The 14,479-nt window shown below is 53.6% G+C and carries 16 protein-coding genes and 2 tRNA genes; all 18 read left to right on the top strand.

The genetic code is table 11. From position 1 onward, the window contains the following. The 18 genes from JRC49_13175 to JRC49_13260 all read left to right on the top strand — a co-directional run bounded on the left by JRC49_13175 (position 1) and on the right by JRC49_13260 (position 14,199). Positions 1 to 1,578: an extracellular solute-binding protein gene (locus JRC49_13175; protein QTE72883.1), complete on the top strand. Its 1,578-nt coding sequence runs from the start codon at positions 1 to 3 to the stop codon at positions 1,576 to 1,578. 103 nt (positions 1,579 to 1,681) lie between these two features. Continuing rightward, positions 1,682 to 2,413, top strand: a complete 732-nt coding sequence (locus JRC49_13180) for a hypothetical protein (protein ID QTE70732.1) — start codon at positions 1,682 to 1,684, stop codon at positions 2,411 to 2,413. Between the two features lie 110 nt (positions 2,414 to 2,523). Next, positions 2,524 to 2,599: transfer RNA gene (locus JRC49_13185), tRNA-Met, on the top strand. A 3-nt stretch (positions 2,600 to 2,602) separates the two neighbouring features. Beyond that, positions 2,603 to 2,676 (top strand) — tRNA-Met (locus JRC49_13190). A 403-nt stretch (positions 2,677 to 3,079) separates the two neighbouring features. Beyond that, complete coding sequence (locus JRC49_13195; protein QTE70733.1) at positions 3,080 to 3,535, top strand: cytidine/deoxycytidylate deaminase family protein; 456 nt, start codon at positions 3,080 to 3,082, stop codon at positions 3,533 to 3,535. A 26-nt stretch (positions 3,536 to 3,561) separates the two neighbouring features. Beyond that, positions 3,562 to 4,341, top strand: coding sequence for an ABC transporter substrate-binding protein (locus tag JRC49_13200; protein ID QTE70734.1), 780 nt, complete (start codon positions 3,562 to 3,564; stop codon positions 4,339 to 4,341). Positions 4,342 to 4,392: 51 nt separating this feature from the next. Next, positions 4,393 to 4,764, top strand: a complete 372-nt coding sequence (locus JRC49_13205) for a hypothetical protein (protein QTE72884.1) — start codon at positions 4,393 to 4,395, stop codon at positions 4,762 to 4,764. 3 nt (positions 4,765 to 4,767) lie between these two features. Next, positions 4,768 to 5,196 carry an anti-sigma regulatory factor gene (locus tag JRC49_13210; GenBank protein QTE70735.1) on the top strand — a complete coding sequence of 143 codons (429 nt, stop codon included), beginning with the start codon at positions 4,768 to 4,770 and terminating at the stop codon, positions 5,194 to 5,196. Between the two features lie 143 nt (positions 5,197 to 5,339). Beyond that, positions 5,340 to 6,635 carry a 4Fe-4S dicluster domain-containing protein gene (locus tag JRC49_13215; protein ID QTE70736.1) on the top strand — a complete coding sequence of 432 codons (1,296 nt, stop codon included), beginning with the start codon at positions 5,340 to 5,342 and terminating at the stop codon, positions 6,633 to 6,635. An 84-nt stretch (positions 6,636 to 6,719) separates the two neighbouring features. After that, entirely contained in the window at positions 6,720 to 7,082 is a 363-nt protein-coding gene (locus JRC49_13220; protein ID QTE70737.1) for a four helix bundle protein, read from the top strand. A 42-nt stretch (positions 7,083 to 7,124) separates the two neighbouring features. Beyond that, positions 7,125 to 7,478 (top strand): AraC family transcriptional regulator, encoded by a 354-nt coding sequence (locus JRC49_13225; GenBank protein QTE70738.1) that lies wholly within the window; start codon positions 7,125 to 7,127, stop codon positions 7,476 to 7,478. Positions 7,479 to 7,481: 3 nt separating this feature from the next. Further along, positions 7,482 to 8,174 (top strand): PHP domain-containing protein, encoded by a 693-nt coding sequence (locus tag JRC49_13230; protein QTE70739.1) that lies wholly within the window; start codon positions 7,482 to 7,484, stop codon positions 8,172 to 8,174. 274 nt (positions 8,175 to 8,448) lie between these two features. Further along, the gene (nuoE, locus tag JRC49_13235) at positions 8,449 to 8,919 is read left to right on the top strand and encodes an NADH-quinone oxidoreductase subunit NuoE (GenBank protein ID QTE70740.1); all 471 of its coding nucleotides are present in this window, start codon (positions 8,449 to 8,451) and stop codon (positions 8,917 to 8,919) included. Next, positions 8,909 to 9,469: a sensor histidine kinase gene (locus JRC49_13240; protein ID QTE72885.1), complete on the top strand. Its 561-nt coding sequence runs from the start codon at positions 8,909 to 8,911 to the stop codon at positions 9,467 to 9,469. The genes nuoE and JRC49_13240 overlap by 11 nt, the downstream gene beginning before the upstream one ends. Continuing rightward, positions 9,466 to 9,834 (top strand): (2Fe-2S) ferredoxin domain-containing protein, encoded by a 369-nt coding sequence (locus JRC49_13245; protein QTE70741.1) that lies wholly within the window; start codon positions 9,466 to 9,468, stop codon positions 9,832 to 9,834. Before JRC49_13240 ends, JRC49_13245 begins: the two co-directional genes overlap by 4 nt. A gap of 27 nt (positions 9,835 to 9,861) precedes the next feature. Continuing rightward, positions 9,862 to 11,658 carry an NADH-quinone oxidoreductase subunit NuoF gene (nuoF, locus tag JRC49_13250; GenBank protein ID QTE70742.1) on the top strand — a complete coding sequence of 599 codons (1,797 nt, stop codon included), beginning with the start codon at positions 9,862 to 9,864 and terminating at the stop codon, positions 11,656 to 11,658. 23 nt (positions 11,659 to 11,681) lie between these two features. After that, positions 11,682 to 13,430: an iron hydrogenase small subunit gene (locus tag JRC49_13255; GenBank protein ID QTE70743.1), complete on the top strand. Its 1,749-nt coding sequence runs from the start codon at positions 11,682 to 11,684 to the stop codon at positions 13,428 to 13,430. 232 nt (positions 13,431 to 13,662) lie between these two features. After that, a complete protein-coding gene (locus tag JRC49_13260; GenBank protein ID QTE70744.1) occupies positions 13,663 to 14,199 on the top strand; it encodes a TetR/AcrR family transcriptional regulator in 537 nt (178 codons plus the stop codon). Positions 14,200 to 14,479: the final 280 nt, after the last annotated feature.

Here is a 14,479-nt window from a genome sequence, read left to right on the forward strand (position 1 = left end):
ATGCTTGTTATATCACTGATTCTGCTGTCCGGATGCCATGGACGGCTGGAGAGCCGGGAAGCGACGGGAGCCGGGAATGCGAAGATCCCGGAAGCGTTTGATGATTCCAAGCCGATTGAACTGGTCTTCTGGGCCAAGAATGATACCAACAAGGTGCAGACGGCTGTTTATACGAACGCCATCAAAGAATTTGAAGAAATGTATCCGAATGTGAAGATTAATCTGCGCCTGTACGCGGATTACGGGCGGATCTTTGCTGACGTGATTACCAATATTGCGACGAAAACAACACCGAATGTATGCATTACCTATCCGGACCATATCGCCACGTATATGACAGGCCAGGACGTTGTGCTGCAGATGGATGACTGGATGAAAGACAGCCGGTACGGGCTTGGGGGAAGCGAGGTCCGCTTTGATTCCCCGAAACAGGAGGAGATTGTACCGGAATTCCTGGCAGAGTGCGTGCTGGAAGACCATTATTACGCTATGCCCTATATGCGCTCCACAGAAGCCCTGTACGTCAATGAGGATATGGTAAAGAAGCTGGGATACGAACTGCCTGAAGTGGTAACCTGGGACTTTGTGTGGGAAGTCAGCGAAAAGGCCATGGAGAAAAACGAAGACGGCACCTTTAAGATTAACGGCCAGAAGGTGATGATTCCCTTTATCTACAAGAGCACGGACAATATGATGATTACCATGCTCAAACAGCTGGACGCTCCGTATTCCACAGCGGAGGGGGAAGTGCTGCTCTTTAACGACACCACCAAGGGACTGCTGGAAGAAATCTATAAGCACGCAAAGAGCCGGGCGTTCTCCACGTTTGCTATCAGCAGCTACCCGGGCAACTTCCTCAATGCCGGGCAGTGCATCTTTGCGATCGACTCCACTGCCGGCGCTACCTGGATGGGAAGCGAAGCGCCGATGCTGGACATTCATGAGGAACAGGTGGTTCCGTTCAATATCCGGGTGATGCCGATTCCGCAGTTCAAACCGGAAGAACCGAAGATGATCAGCCAGGGTCCCAGCATCTGTATCTTCAACAAGGATGATCCCCAGGAAGTGCTGGCCAGCTGGCTGTTTACCCAGTATCTGATCAGCAATAAGGTTCAGCTGGGTTATGCGGAGACAGAAGGTTATCTGCCGGTGACCCTGAAGGCTCAGCAAAGCGCAGAGTATCAGGATTACCTGAGCAGGAAAGGCGAGGACGACGACCATTATTCCGTGAAGATTGAAGCCAGCGAGCTGCTGCAAAAGTACACCTCGGATACCTTTGTTACGCCGGTGTTCAACGGCAGCAACAGCCTGCGTTCCGCTGCCGGACAGCTGATTGAAAGCACTGCGAAAAGCGCACGCCGGAAAGAAAAGATGAGCGACGCGTATATCGAAAAGCTGTACGCTGACGTGACCAGCCTTTTCCAGCTGGATCAGATTGAAGTCAAAGCAGGGAAGAAGGTGTCCTTCGGGGAGCTTCCTTCAGAATCAAAAACGCTGCTGATTGTCATTCCGTGCATCTGGATCCTGATTGGTCTGTACGCATTCCTGACCAAGCGGAAGAACCGTAAGAAAACGTAAAAACGGATGAGGTCCGTTGTGTTTTTACGATGTTTGATGTATGATAAACCCGGAAAGCGGAGGGGGGAATCCCTCCTGGAATAATGAAAGGAGAACAGCTATTATGAAAAAGATTATCAGCCTGATTCTGGTTCTTGCCCTTGCACTGTGCCTGGTTCCTGTGCTGGCTGAAGAAGAAGCCGCCGATGAGGAAGCGAGCGAACTGGTACTGATGTCCCATGAGGATTATGTTCTGGCCGAGATGGACGCTCCCGTGTATGTGGAGACCTATGTGCAGGCACACCAGAACTGGTGGAACGACAAGATGACCATTTATGCCCAGAGCGAAGACGGTGCATATTTCATCTATGAACTGGGCATCTCAGAGGATGAAGCTGCCAAGCTGGTTCCCGGCACCAAGATTGCCGTGAAGGGCTTCAAGGGCGAGTGGAGCGGCGAGGTTGAAATCCTCGATGCGACTTATGAAATCCTTGAGGGCGATCCCTTCATCGCGACCGCTACCGATGTGACCGCTCTGCTGGGCACTGACGAACTGATCAATCATCAGAACGAACTGGTGGCTTTCAAGGGCATGACTGTGGAAGCTTATGACGACAGCGGCGCTGCTTTTGCTTACAAAGATGCAGAAGGCAAGACCGATGACCTGTACTTCAAGGTTTCCAAGGATGGACAGACCTATGATTTCTGCGTTGAGTTCTATCTCTGCGGCAATGATACTGAAGTGTACAAGGCTGTGGAAGCCCTGAAGGTCGGCGATGTGGTTGATCTGGAAGGATTCCTTTACTGGTACAATGGTGCTAACCCCCATATCACCAGCGTAACCGCCGCACAGTAAAAGCGTTTATTTCAGCCTCCGGACAGAAATGTCCGGGGGCTTATATTTTTTTGCTTGACATTTTAATCCGGGTCATGTATTATATCCCTTGCGCTCGCAGGAGCGGATGACGCGGGGTGGAGCAGTTGGCAGCTCGTCGGGCTCATAACCCGGAGGTCGGGGGTTCAAATCCCTCCCCCGCAACCATATGGCTCAATAGCTCAGTTGGCTAGAGCATTCGGTTCATACCCGGAGTGTCATAGGTTCGAGTCCTATTTGAGCCACATAAGAAAACAGACCCTTCAAGGGTCTGTTTTCTTATGTTTTTGGCTCAAAAGGACTCGACCTATGACACGACGGGACCCGGGGGACAGCCGCCGAGGACTGCCAGTGGCAGAAATTTCGTCGGCAGCTGTCTCAACCGAAACGAGCGATCTGTCCGGGGGACAGTCGCGACGATTGAGGTTGCGGGATAGGTTCGAGTCCGTGCCGGATATCAGGTTGCGTGGATAGGTTCGAGTCCGTGTCGGATATCAGGTTGCGGGACAGGTTCGACTCATATCTACCCCAAACAATAAAACGAGACCTTCATGGTCTCGTTTTTTATTGACCAATTGTTTTCCTTCTTCTATAATAAAAAAGATAAGTCAAGACAATCATCAACACAACTGCAAAGGTGGGAAATACATGGATAAATGGGACAAGCGGTTCATGCAGATGGCGTTTACAATCGCAGACTGGTCCAGCTGCTTTCGCGCAGGTCGCAAAATTGGCTGTGTGATCGTCAAAGACAAGCGGATCATGACCACCGGATATAACGGAGCACCGGCGGGTATCAAAACATGCCGGGACAAGGGCGTATGCCTTCGGGATAAACTGGGGATTCCCAGCGGCACGCAGATGGAAACCTGCTATGCAGTGCATGCGGAGCAGAACGCGATTGTTCAGGCTGCCAAGCTGGGTGTTTCCATTGACGGTGCCACGCTGTACTGCACCCATCAGCCCTGTTCCATGTGCTGCAAGATGATTATCAATTCCGGTATCCGGAGAGTGATTTACAAAGAAGGCTATCCGGATCCCTTCACGCTGGAACTGTTTGCGGAGGCAGGCGTACAGCTGGAGAGATTCGAAGAGGACATCTGAATTCAGAGAAAAAGGTTGGACAATAAGTGAGATATCATATCGACACAATTCCTGTATGGGATGCCATGAAACTGGACGGTGAGTGCTTTCTCTGTGCCCTGGAGCGCAAGACGGAGCTGGGGGAAGCAGATCGTTATCTGGGCGCGTCAGTTATGGAACCAGACGTGCGTGTAAAGGTAAATGACCGGGGCTTCTGCAGGAAGCATCATGCTATGCTTTTCTCCATGAGCAACCGCCTGGGTCATGCCCTGATGCTGGAAAGCCACACCATTGAAATCCGGGAGAAACTGGCCGGGATTTCCGATAAACTGGAGAAAACCGCAGCTCAGCTGAAGAATGCCGGAATCGGGGATAAGCTGAGCGGAAAAACAAAAACTGCTACAGATGAAATCCTGAAGCAGGCGCAGGCAGTGAACGAAATGGCAGGAAGCTGCCTGATGTGTGATACCATTGAAGAGAACATGAACCGGTATCTTCATACCTTCTTCCATCTTTATCAGAATGACGGGGAATTCCGCAGCCGGTTTGAGCAAAGCAAGGGACTGTGCCTGCCGCATTTGGGGAAACTGCTGGAGACCGCGACGCAGGAGCTTGGTGCCAAGGATCTGGGCCGGTTTGTTGAGACACTGACAAAGATGGAAAAGGAAAACATGGACCGGATACAGGAGGACATCTCCTGGTTCATCAAAAAGTTTGACTACCGGTATGAAAACGAAAGCTGGAAGAACAGCAAAGATGCGGTTGAACGCACGGTGAACAAGGTGCGAGGCTGGTGCGTAGGGAAAGAACCAAACAACAATGAATAATTAACAATGACCATTGCGTGTCCCGGAAATGAGAAGGGAGAATGCCAGATGATGACCATCAGGGAAGTCATGGAAATTGTGGATGGAAAGGTGCTTGTCGGGGCAGACAGACTGGATGAACGGGTGGATACGGCCTGCGGATCCGACCTGATGAGCGACGTGCTGGCTTTTGTGAAAGAAAAAGCCGTGCTGATCACAGGACTGATTAATCCCCATGTGCTCCGGACATCTGAGATGCTGGACATTACCTGCATCGTCTTCTCGCGGGGGAAAATGCCCAGCGAAGAGATGCTGGAGATGGCGGAGGAAATCGGTATCACGGTGATTTCCAGTCCGCTGACAACTTATACCGCGTGCGGAGAACTGTATGTTCACGGCCTGCCTGGTACGAAAAGGAAGACAGGCGTAACAGAGGGGGTGTAAGCGTTGGCGTACATCCTTGAGAAAAGCTTTCCTGTGGAAGCAGGCGCATATACCACAGCCGGCGAGGCATCCACAACCATCAAAAGGACTCTGAAACAGCTTGGCATCAGTGCGGAAGTGCTTCGGCGTGTGTCTGTTGCCTGCTATGAGGTGGAGCTGAACCTGGTTATCCACTCACTGGGCGGAACGCTGACGCTTCTGGTGGATCCGGAAAAGGTGACGCTAATATCCAAGGACGTGGGTCCCGGCATTCCGGATATTGATATGGCCATGACGGAGGGATTCTCCACAGCCAGTGCGGAGGCACGGACGCTGGGATTCGGCGCCGGCATGGGCTTGCCGAATATGAAGCGGAACGCGACAGAATTCGATATCCAGAGTGAAGTGGGCGTCGGAACGACGATAACGATGTCGTTTGCTCTTGCAGGATAATTCATCATTCACAATTCATAATTTGAAGTATTGTCTGGAGATTGAGTATTAAGCAAAGACAGAGAATAAGATGAGTAACTCCGAAGGTGATTCTTTTCCCCAGGGTGAACAGATCATCAATTCGGTTATACAGGAGACAGGCTATGGAACAGAAACGGTTTCATTCGGTGAGGCTGGAAGGCGATAAATGCAGGGGCTGTACGAACTGTCTGAAGCGGTGCCCGACAGAGGCAATCCGCGTCAGAGGCGGACGGGCGCACATTATTGATGAGCGCTGCATTGACTGCGGCGAATGTATCCGCGTGTGCGGTTATCATGCCAAGGTGGCCGTGACGGATCCGCTGTCCTCCATCAGCGGCTTCAAGTATAAGATTGCACTGCCCGCACCGAGCCTGTATGGACAGTTCCAGAACCTGAAGAGCATCAGCCAGGTGCTGAACGGCCTGAAACAGATGGGTTTTGATGACGCGTTTGAGGTGGCGAGGGGAGCGGACGTTGTATCCCAGGCTATCCGGGAACGCCTGAAGAATCCGGATCTGCCCAGACCGGTGATCTCTTCTGCCTGTCCTGCTATCGTGCGACTGATCCAGGTCCGTTTCCCGGATCTGCTGGATCATATTGTGGACGTACGCCAGCCGATGGAAGTGGCGGCTATGATTGCCAAGCGGGAATATGCCCGTTCGCACGGTGTGAAGGAAGAAGAAATTGGCTGTTTCTTTATTACTCCCTGTCCGGCAAAGGTGACGGCAATCCGCAGACCGATCGGCCACGCGAAGAGCGCGGTGGATGGAGCCATTTCCGTGCTCGAGATCTATGGCTTGCTTTCCAGCCAGATCCGGAATGCTCCGGTGGATATCAGTCTGGAAACAGCATCGGACCTGGGCGTGGGCTGGGCCAGAAGCGGCGGCGAATGCAATGCTGTAAGCCCGGAGAACTCCATGTCTGTGGACGGAATTGAAAACTGTATCCATGTGCTGGAAGAAATTGAAGATAACAGGTTGAAACACCTTGAGTTCTTTGAGGGCGCTGCCTGCACAGGCGGCTGTGTGGGCGGACCGCTGAACTTTGAAAACAACTATGTGGCACGGTCCAACGTCCGTCGCCTTGCCAGCCGGGATCAGAACCCGGAACTCAACGTGGACAATGGTATGATGACGAAGTATCCGCTGTACGACGACCTGAGCATCCTGCCGAACTCCGCGATGAAGCTGGATGAAGATCTGATGGAAGCCATGCGCAAGATGGAACGCATTGACAAGATCTATAAGGAACTGCCGGGCTTCGACTGCGGAAGCTGCGGAAGTCCGACGTGCAGGACGTTTGCAGAAGACGTTGTTCAAGGCGTTGCAACCAAAATGGATTGTATACACATGATGAAGGAACAACTTCGTGTAATGGCCCAGCAGATGGTTGATCTTGCGAAAACAACGCGCGAGTGATCGCGACGTTGCTTTCGCGAATGCATAATGCATAATGCATAATGCATAATTACAGATGGTCAGCCGCCAGAAGTGGAGGACAAGATGAAAACGGATAATCTGATTGTTGACAAAAGCAAAGAATTTGCGATCAGAGTGATTCGTTTGTACCAGCATCTTGAAGACAAAAAGCAAGGATTTGTTTTGTCAAAACAAATCCTTAGAAGCGGAACCAGCATTGGTGCGAATGTAAAAGAAGCATCCAGAGCACAAAGCAAGGCGGATTTTATTGCAAAGATGCAGATAGCTCTGAAAGAAGCAAGTGAAACAGAATATTGGATCGAATTGCTGATGGAAACGCAATATATTACTGAAAAAGCTGGAGCGAGCCTGCTTGAAGACTGTCAGGAACTCATCAAGATGATAATGACTATTGTCAAAACAGCAAAGGATAATCAAAGTAAATAACATTATGCATTGTGCATTATGCGTTTGGGGGAGGATACGACCATGACTGTTAAGGAACTGTGCGAGCTGATTGAAGCGAAGGATATGACGCCGGAAGCGGATAAGAGCGTGGAGGTTTCCTGCGGGTATACCTGCGACCTGCTGAGCTGGGTGATGGCTCACGGTACAGCAGGGATGGCGTGGGTGACTGTGCAGACTCATATGAACGTTATTGCTGTAGCCAGCCTGATGGAGATGGCTGCAGTGATTATCCCCGAAGATATTGAGATGGAAGCACCCTCGCTGGAAAAAGCCCAGAGTGAAGGAATCAACGTGCTTCAGACGCCGCTGACGGCCTATGAGATCTGCGCGCGGCTGGCGGAGGCAGGATTGCCCGGAAAGAACCGGGAGGTATAAAATATGTGGGTGGATCTTCATATTCACTCCTGTCTCAGTCCCTGCGCGGATGACGACATGACGCCGGCGAATATCTGCGGCATGGCGCATATCAAGGGACTGGACGCGATTGCGGTGACAGACCATAATACAGCCCGGAATCTGCCTTTTGTGAAAGAGGCAGCGGATTATTACGGCCTGATACTGCTGCCGGGAATGGAGATCACCACAAAGGAAGAAGTGCACCTGCTGGGATATTTCCGTGATGTGGATACAGCTGTGGAGGTCGGGGAGATCTTTTCCAGCCATCTGCCGCCGATGAAAAACAAGCCGGATTTCTTTGGTAATCAGCTGGTGATGAACACGGACGATGAAACGGTTGACGTGGAAGAACGGCTGCTGATCGGTGCGACTGACCTGGACCTGGCGGAATGTACCCGGATTATCCGGGAACACGGCGGCGCGGCGGTACCGGCGCATATCAACCGGGGCCACGGGCTGCTGGTGAACCTGGGACTTTTTCCGGAAGAACCGGATTTCCCGGTGGTGGAGGTACGGCCGGAACTGCCGGTCAACGAAAAACTGATCGCCGGGAAAAAGCGGCTGTGGTCTTCAGACGCCCATCATTTAGGGGATATCCTGGAGGCAGTGAGCGAGCTTGATACTGACCGTTTTTCACTGGGCGGATTGTTTGATCTAATCAGAAATGAAAAATGAAGAGTTAAGATACAGATAATGTACAGGGGTTATTGTTGAGGCGTGCCGGGCGAGGATGACCGGCGCGCCTCCTGCGTTTTGGACAGGAGCGAAGGCCGGAAGCCTTGAAAAACAAGGGGTTAGTTAGTCGCGTCTAACCAAAAAGTTTAATATTTCAACCGTTAAAGCCCTTTTCTTTCAAGGGCGAATATGATAAAATCAATCGGATAGCTGTAATGGGCAGAGTCTGCCTTTACATAAGTCTCAAAAACATCCCAAGGAGGTCAAGGACTGTATGCCTGACAACAAGGAAAAGTATGCAAAGCTGCAGGAAGTGATCGAGAAGCACAAGGGTGAACGCGGTGCCGTGATGCCCTGCCTGCAGGAGGCCATGAACATTTTCGGCTATGTGCCGCAGGATGTTCAGGAAATGATCGCGGACGGACTGGGCGTAACCCTGTCTGAAGTCTACGGTGTTTCCACTTTCTATTCCCAGTTCTCCCTGAAGCCTAAGGGAAAACACGTGATCGGTGTGTGCCTGGGCACGGCCTGCTACGTCAAGGGAAGCCAGAAGATCATCGAAAAGCTTTCCGAGGAGCTGAAAATCCAGCCCGGAGATACCACGGACGACGGTCTGTTCACACTGAACGCTACCCGTTGCCTGGGTGCCTGCGGTCTTGCTCCCGTTATGATGATCGGCGAAGAGGTATACGGCCGGCTGACGCCGGATCAGGTCCCCGGTATTCTCGAAACCTATCGTGCGTGATCTGAGTCTTCACCTGCTGGATCTGGCGCAGAACAGTATCACAGCCGGCGCGAGCCTGGTGACCATCCGTCTGACCCTGGAAGAGAACGGGATGCTGACCATGGAACTCGCGGATAACGGTAAAGGAATGAGCCCGGAGCTGCTGGCCCGGGTAACCAGTCCTTTTGCCACAACCAGGACAACCCGCAAGGTTGGACTGGGAATTCCCATGATGAAGGAGAACGCCGAAAGAGCCGGAGGCACTTTCCATCTGGAAAGTGAGGAAGGAAAGGGAACAACCCTGACCTGTTCCATGGATACCGGCAACATCGACTGTCTTCCGCTTGGGGATTTATCCGGTACTTTGCTGAGTCTGATGCTGACCAATCCGTTGTTTCCGGATTTCCTTTTCGAGGGTAAAAGCCCGAAAGGAGAGGGAAGCTTCGATACGAGAGAGGTCAGGAATGCGCTGGGCAGCGACATCCCCTTTAACGAGCCTTCCGTGGCCGCATGGCTGAAGGAAGCGCTGGACGAGGAAATCAACTCAATCTTTGGAGGTGTATTGATATGAAATCTTTGGCAGATCTGGAAGCCATCCGCGCAAAGACGCTGGAAAGCATTAACATGCGCAAGGACACGGACGCCTGCCGCGTTGTAATCGGCATGGCCACCTGCGGTATTGCCGCCGGCGCCCGCCCCGTGATGCTTGCCTTTATGGAAGAAATCCAGAAGCGGAACCTGCAGCACGTGACCGTGAGCCAGACCGGCTGCATCGGTATGTGCCGTTATGAGCCTATGCTGGACGTGATCCTGCCCGGCAAGGAAAAGGTTACCTACATCCACGTGAAGCCTGAAATGGTGCCGCGGATCGTAGCTGAGCACATTGTTAACGGTCAGCCTGTGGAAGAATATACCATCGGCGCCGCAAAAGACTAATTAACGACAAAGAGGAGGAAAACCCAGATGGAGCTTTATCGTTCTCATGTGCTGGTCTGCGGCGGCACCGGCTGTTCTTCTTCCGGTTCCGCGAAGCTGATTGAACGCTTCGAGGAGCAGCTGAAGGAAAAGGGCCTTGACAAGGAAGTCAAGGTAGTCCGCACGGGCTGCTTCGGACTGTGCGAAGCCGGTCCCGTTGTTATCGTTTATCCCGAAGGAACTTTCTACAGCCGCGTTAAGGAAGAAGACGTGGATGAGATCGTATCCGAGCACCTGCTGAAGGGCCGTAAGGTTCAGCACCTGGTCTATGTGGATCACAAGACCCACGAGAGCAGCGTTCAGAAGAGCCTGAATGAGATCGGCTTCTACAAGCAGCAGCAGCGCGTCGCACTACGGAACTGCGGTGTGATCGATCCTGAAAACATCGATGAATACATTGCCTTCGACGGCTATAAGGCCCTGGCAAAGGCCCTGACCGAAATGACTCCTGAGCAGGTTTGCCAGGAAGTGCTGGATTCCGGTCTGCGCGGCCGCGGCGGCGCCGGTTTCCCCACCGGTAAGAAGTGGCAGTTCGCCCGTGCCAGCCAGGCTGAGCACAAGTACTTCGTCTGTAACGCTGACGAAGGCGACCCCGGCGCGTTCATGGACCGCTCCCTGCTGGAAGGCGATCCCCACGCGATCCTGGAAGCCATGGCCATCGGCGGCTACGCCATCGGCGCTGATGAAGGCTGGATTTACGTCCGTGCTGAGTACCCCATCGCCGTGAAACGCCTGGAGAAGGCCATCGAGCAGGCTCATGAATACGGCCTGCTGGGTGAGAATATCTTCGGCACCGGCTTCAACTTTGACATTCACATCCGCCTGGGCGCCGGCGCGTTCGTGTGCGGCGAAGAAACCGCTCTGATGGCCTCCATCGAAGGCAAGCGCGGCGAGCCCCGTCCGAAGCCCCCGTTCCCGGCTGTGAAGGGTCTGTTTGAGAGCCCCACCAACATCAACAACGTTGAAACCCTGGGCAACATCGCCCAGATCATCCTGAAGGGTGCGGACTGGTTTAAGTCCATTGGTATTCCTTCCTCCACCGGTACAAAAGTTTTCGCCCTGGGCGGCAAGATCAACAACACCGGTCTGGTGGAAGTTCCCATGGGTATCCCGCTGCGCACCATCATCGAAGACATCGGCGGCGGCTGCCCGAACGGCAAGAAGTTCAAGGCCGTTCAGACCGGCGGTCCTTCCGGCGGATGTATCCCCGCCAGCATGCTGGACATCTCCGTGGACTATGACAGCCTGACCAAGATCGGCGCCATGATGGGTTCCGGCGGTATGATCGTCATGGACGAAGACAACTGTATGGTGGACATCGCCCGCTTCTTCCTCGACTTCACAGTTGATGAGAGCTGCGGTAAGTGCACACCCTGCCGCGTTGGTACCCGCCGCATGCTGGAGATCCTTGAACGGATCACCCAGGGCAAGGGCGAAGAAGGCGACATCGAGAAGCTGGAAACCCTGGCCGAAAACATCAAGAGCAGCGCTCTGTGCGGTCTGGGCCAGACGGCTCCGAACCCGGTGCTTTCCACCATCAAGTACTTCCGCGATGAGTATGAAGCGCACATCAAGGAAAAGCGCTGCCCGGCACATCACTGCCAGGCCCTGCTGAACTACAAGATCACCGACGCCTGCCGCGGCTGTACTGCCTGCGCCCGCAAGTGCCCGGTGAACGCGATCACCGGCAACGTCAAGGAACAGCACGTGATCGACCAGAACAAGTGCATCAAGTGCGGAAGCTGCATGGCGACATGTAAGTTCGGCGCTATCATCAAGGAATAATCGCGCGAGGAGGAACAACACAAATGGAAAATCTCGTTAAGCTTACGATTGACGGCGTCAGTGTTGAAGTTCCGGCCGGCACGACGGTTCTGGAAGCGGCGAAAAAAGCCGGGATCAACATCCCCACGCTGTGCTACCTGAAGGATATCAACCAGATCGGCGCCTGCCGTATGTGTATCGTTGACACCGGTGCCCGCGCGTTCGGCGCGGCCTGCGTGCTGCCCGTGAGCAACGGCATGAACGTCAAGACCAACACCCCCAAGATCCGGGAAGCCCGCCGGGTGAACCTGGAACTGCTGCTGAGCAACCATGACAAGAAGTGCCTGGACTGCGCCCGCAACCAGAAGTGTGAACTGCAGCAGATGTGCCAGGACCTGGGCGTGGATGACGTGGACAAGTACAAGGGCAAGATGAACGAATATGACATTGACGATCTGAGCCCCTCCATCGTCCGCAACAACAACAAGTGCATCCTGTGCCGCCGCTGCGTGGCCGCCTGTAACAACACCCAGGCCGTCGGCGTGATCGGCCCCATGGGACGCGGCTTCAAGACCAAGATCGGCAGCGCCTGGGAGCAGCCCCTGAACGACGTGGCCTGCATCAACTGCGGTCAGTGTATCGCGGCCTGCCCGACCGGCGCTCTGTATGAGAAGGATTCCACCAAGGCTGTCTGGGATCTGCTGAATGACGAAACCAAGACAGTGGTTGTGCAGCCCGCTCCCGCGGTCCGCGCCGCCCTGGGTGAAGAGTTCGGCATCCCGATGGGCACTGCTGTGACCGGCAAAATGGCCGCTGCCCTGCGCCGCCTGGGATTCAACAAGGTGTTTGACACCGACTGGGCTGCTGACCTGACCATCATGGAAGAAGGCACCGAGTTCATCGGCCGCCTGACCAACGGCGGTGTGCTGCCGATGATCACCAGCTGCTCTCCCGGATGGATCAAGTTCTGCGAAACCTACTATCCGGACTTCATTCCGAACCTGTCTTCCTGCAAATCTCCCCACGAGATGGAAGGCGCGATGATCAAGACCTACTGGGCGGAGAAGGTCGGCATCGATCCCAAGGACATCAAGGTTGTGTCCGTGATGCCCTGTACCGCCAAGAAGTTCGAGGCGAAGCGTCCCGAACTGGGCCACAACGGCCTGGCAGACGTTGATGAAGTCATCACCACCCGTGAACTGGCCAAGATGATCAAGGAAGCCGGTATCGACTTCGCAAACCTGCCCGATGAAGACTTTGATCCCGTCCTCGGCGAAAGCACGGGCGCGGGCGTCATCTTCGGCGCGACTGGCGGCGTTATGGAAGCTGCCCTGCGTACCGTCTATGAAATCGTGACCAAGGAAACGCTGGACAAGGTCGACTTCACAGCGGTCCGCGGTATCGAAGGCGTGAAGGAAGCCACCATCAAGGTGGGCGATCTGGACGTCAACGTGGCGGTTGCCCACGGCACTGCCAACGCGGCGAAGCTGCTGGACAGCGTCCGCAGCGGTGAGAAAACCTACCACTTCATCGAGGTCATGGGATGCCCCGGCGGCTGCGTGACCGGCGGCGGTCAGCCCATCGTATCCGCCCAGAAGCGGATGGAATGCGATCCCAAGACCCTGCGTGCCGCGGCCCTGTACAACGAGGACGCGAACAAGCCGCAGCGGAAGTCCCACGAGAACGCTTCCATCATGGCGGTTTACAAAGACTACCTGGGCGAGCCCAACAGCCATCTGGCTCACGAGCTGCTGCATACCCACTATACAGCCCGCCCGAAGTACAAGAAGTAATCCGGAGATTACTCCAGGCAGCGCATTTGCAAAAATGCGCTGCTTTTTTGTGTAAAAAAATAAACGGACAGCAGCCATAAGTGCTGACTGGCTTGGAAACAGGATATGTACCGCCTTTTCTTGCCGGATTTGTATGAATCGTGTAAAATTTTACAGTGCTCCATCATCTCCCTGCGGGATCAGGAACTGAAGCACGAGAAGGGATTAACCTGGCACAAAAGGGGGCTGTCCTGTGGACCAGAGAAACGAATACTCGAAGAAGGCAATCCGCGAAGCGCTGATTCGGCTGTCCCGAACCAAGCCCTATACTGAAATTTCCGTCAGGGAGTTATGCCGGGAAGCAAAAGTGTCCCGCTCCACGTTTTACAACAATTACCGCTTTTTCAATGATGTGGTTGTGGAAATGAGCGAAGCATATATGGAAAAGCTCCGGGGCAGGCGCCTGACCAGGGAATTCTTTGATTCTTTGAAGGACGAAGGCGACGAGCTGAAACTGCTGCTGGACAGCGGTATGTTCGGGCGGGAATTCAGCCTGTATCTGCGTGAGATCGTTCAGGAAGAGATTTCAGCCATACATCAGCGGGATCCCGGGGATATCTCCGTCAACGTCGCTACGCTTTACCATGCTTTCGGCATCTTCGGCGTGCTGCAGAATCTGCTGGCTGTTCAGGGTGAACCGCGGATCAAAGAGGAGGTCTACCGAAGGGGAATTGACACGCTGATGGAGATCATAGAAAGCTTTACCGATCCGCCCTCTATGCTTCCGTAAACGCGGTTGACGGCTGCGCGGGGGAATAGTATCTGGAGTTATTGAACACTTTTTCGTGTTTCGGTACGATAAAACCGGGATAGGTTTTGCTTCAACAATGAATATGATAGGATATCCGCAGGAAGAGTCGAAAACTGTTCGACGATTAATGCGGATATTTTTGATGAATGCTTGAGGGGATTCAAATGACAGAGACAAGGAATCAATCCATCTGGAAAAACTTTATCCACTTAATCCGACAGATCCGGCTGCCTGTTTTATTCCTTGCGTCTGCGTTTCT

The organism is Clostridiales bacterium FE2011 (genome assembly GCA_017569305.1).
Taxonomy (GTDB): Bacteria; Bacillota; Clostridia; order Christensenellales; family Aristaeellaceae; genus Aristaeella.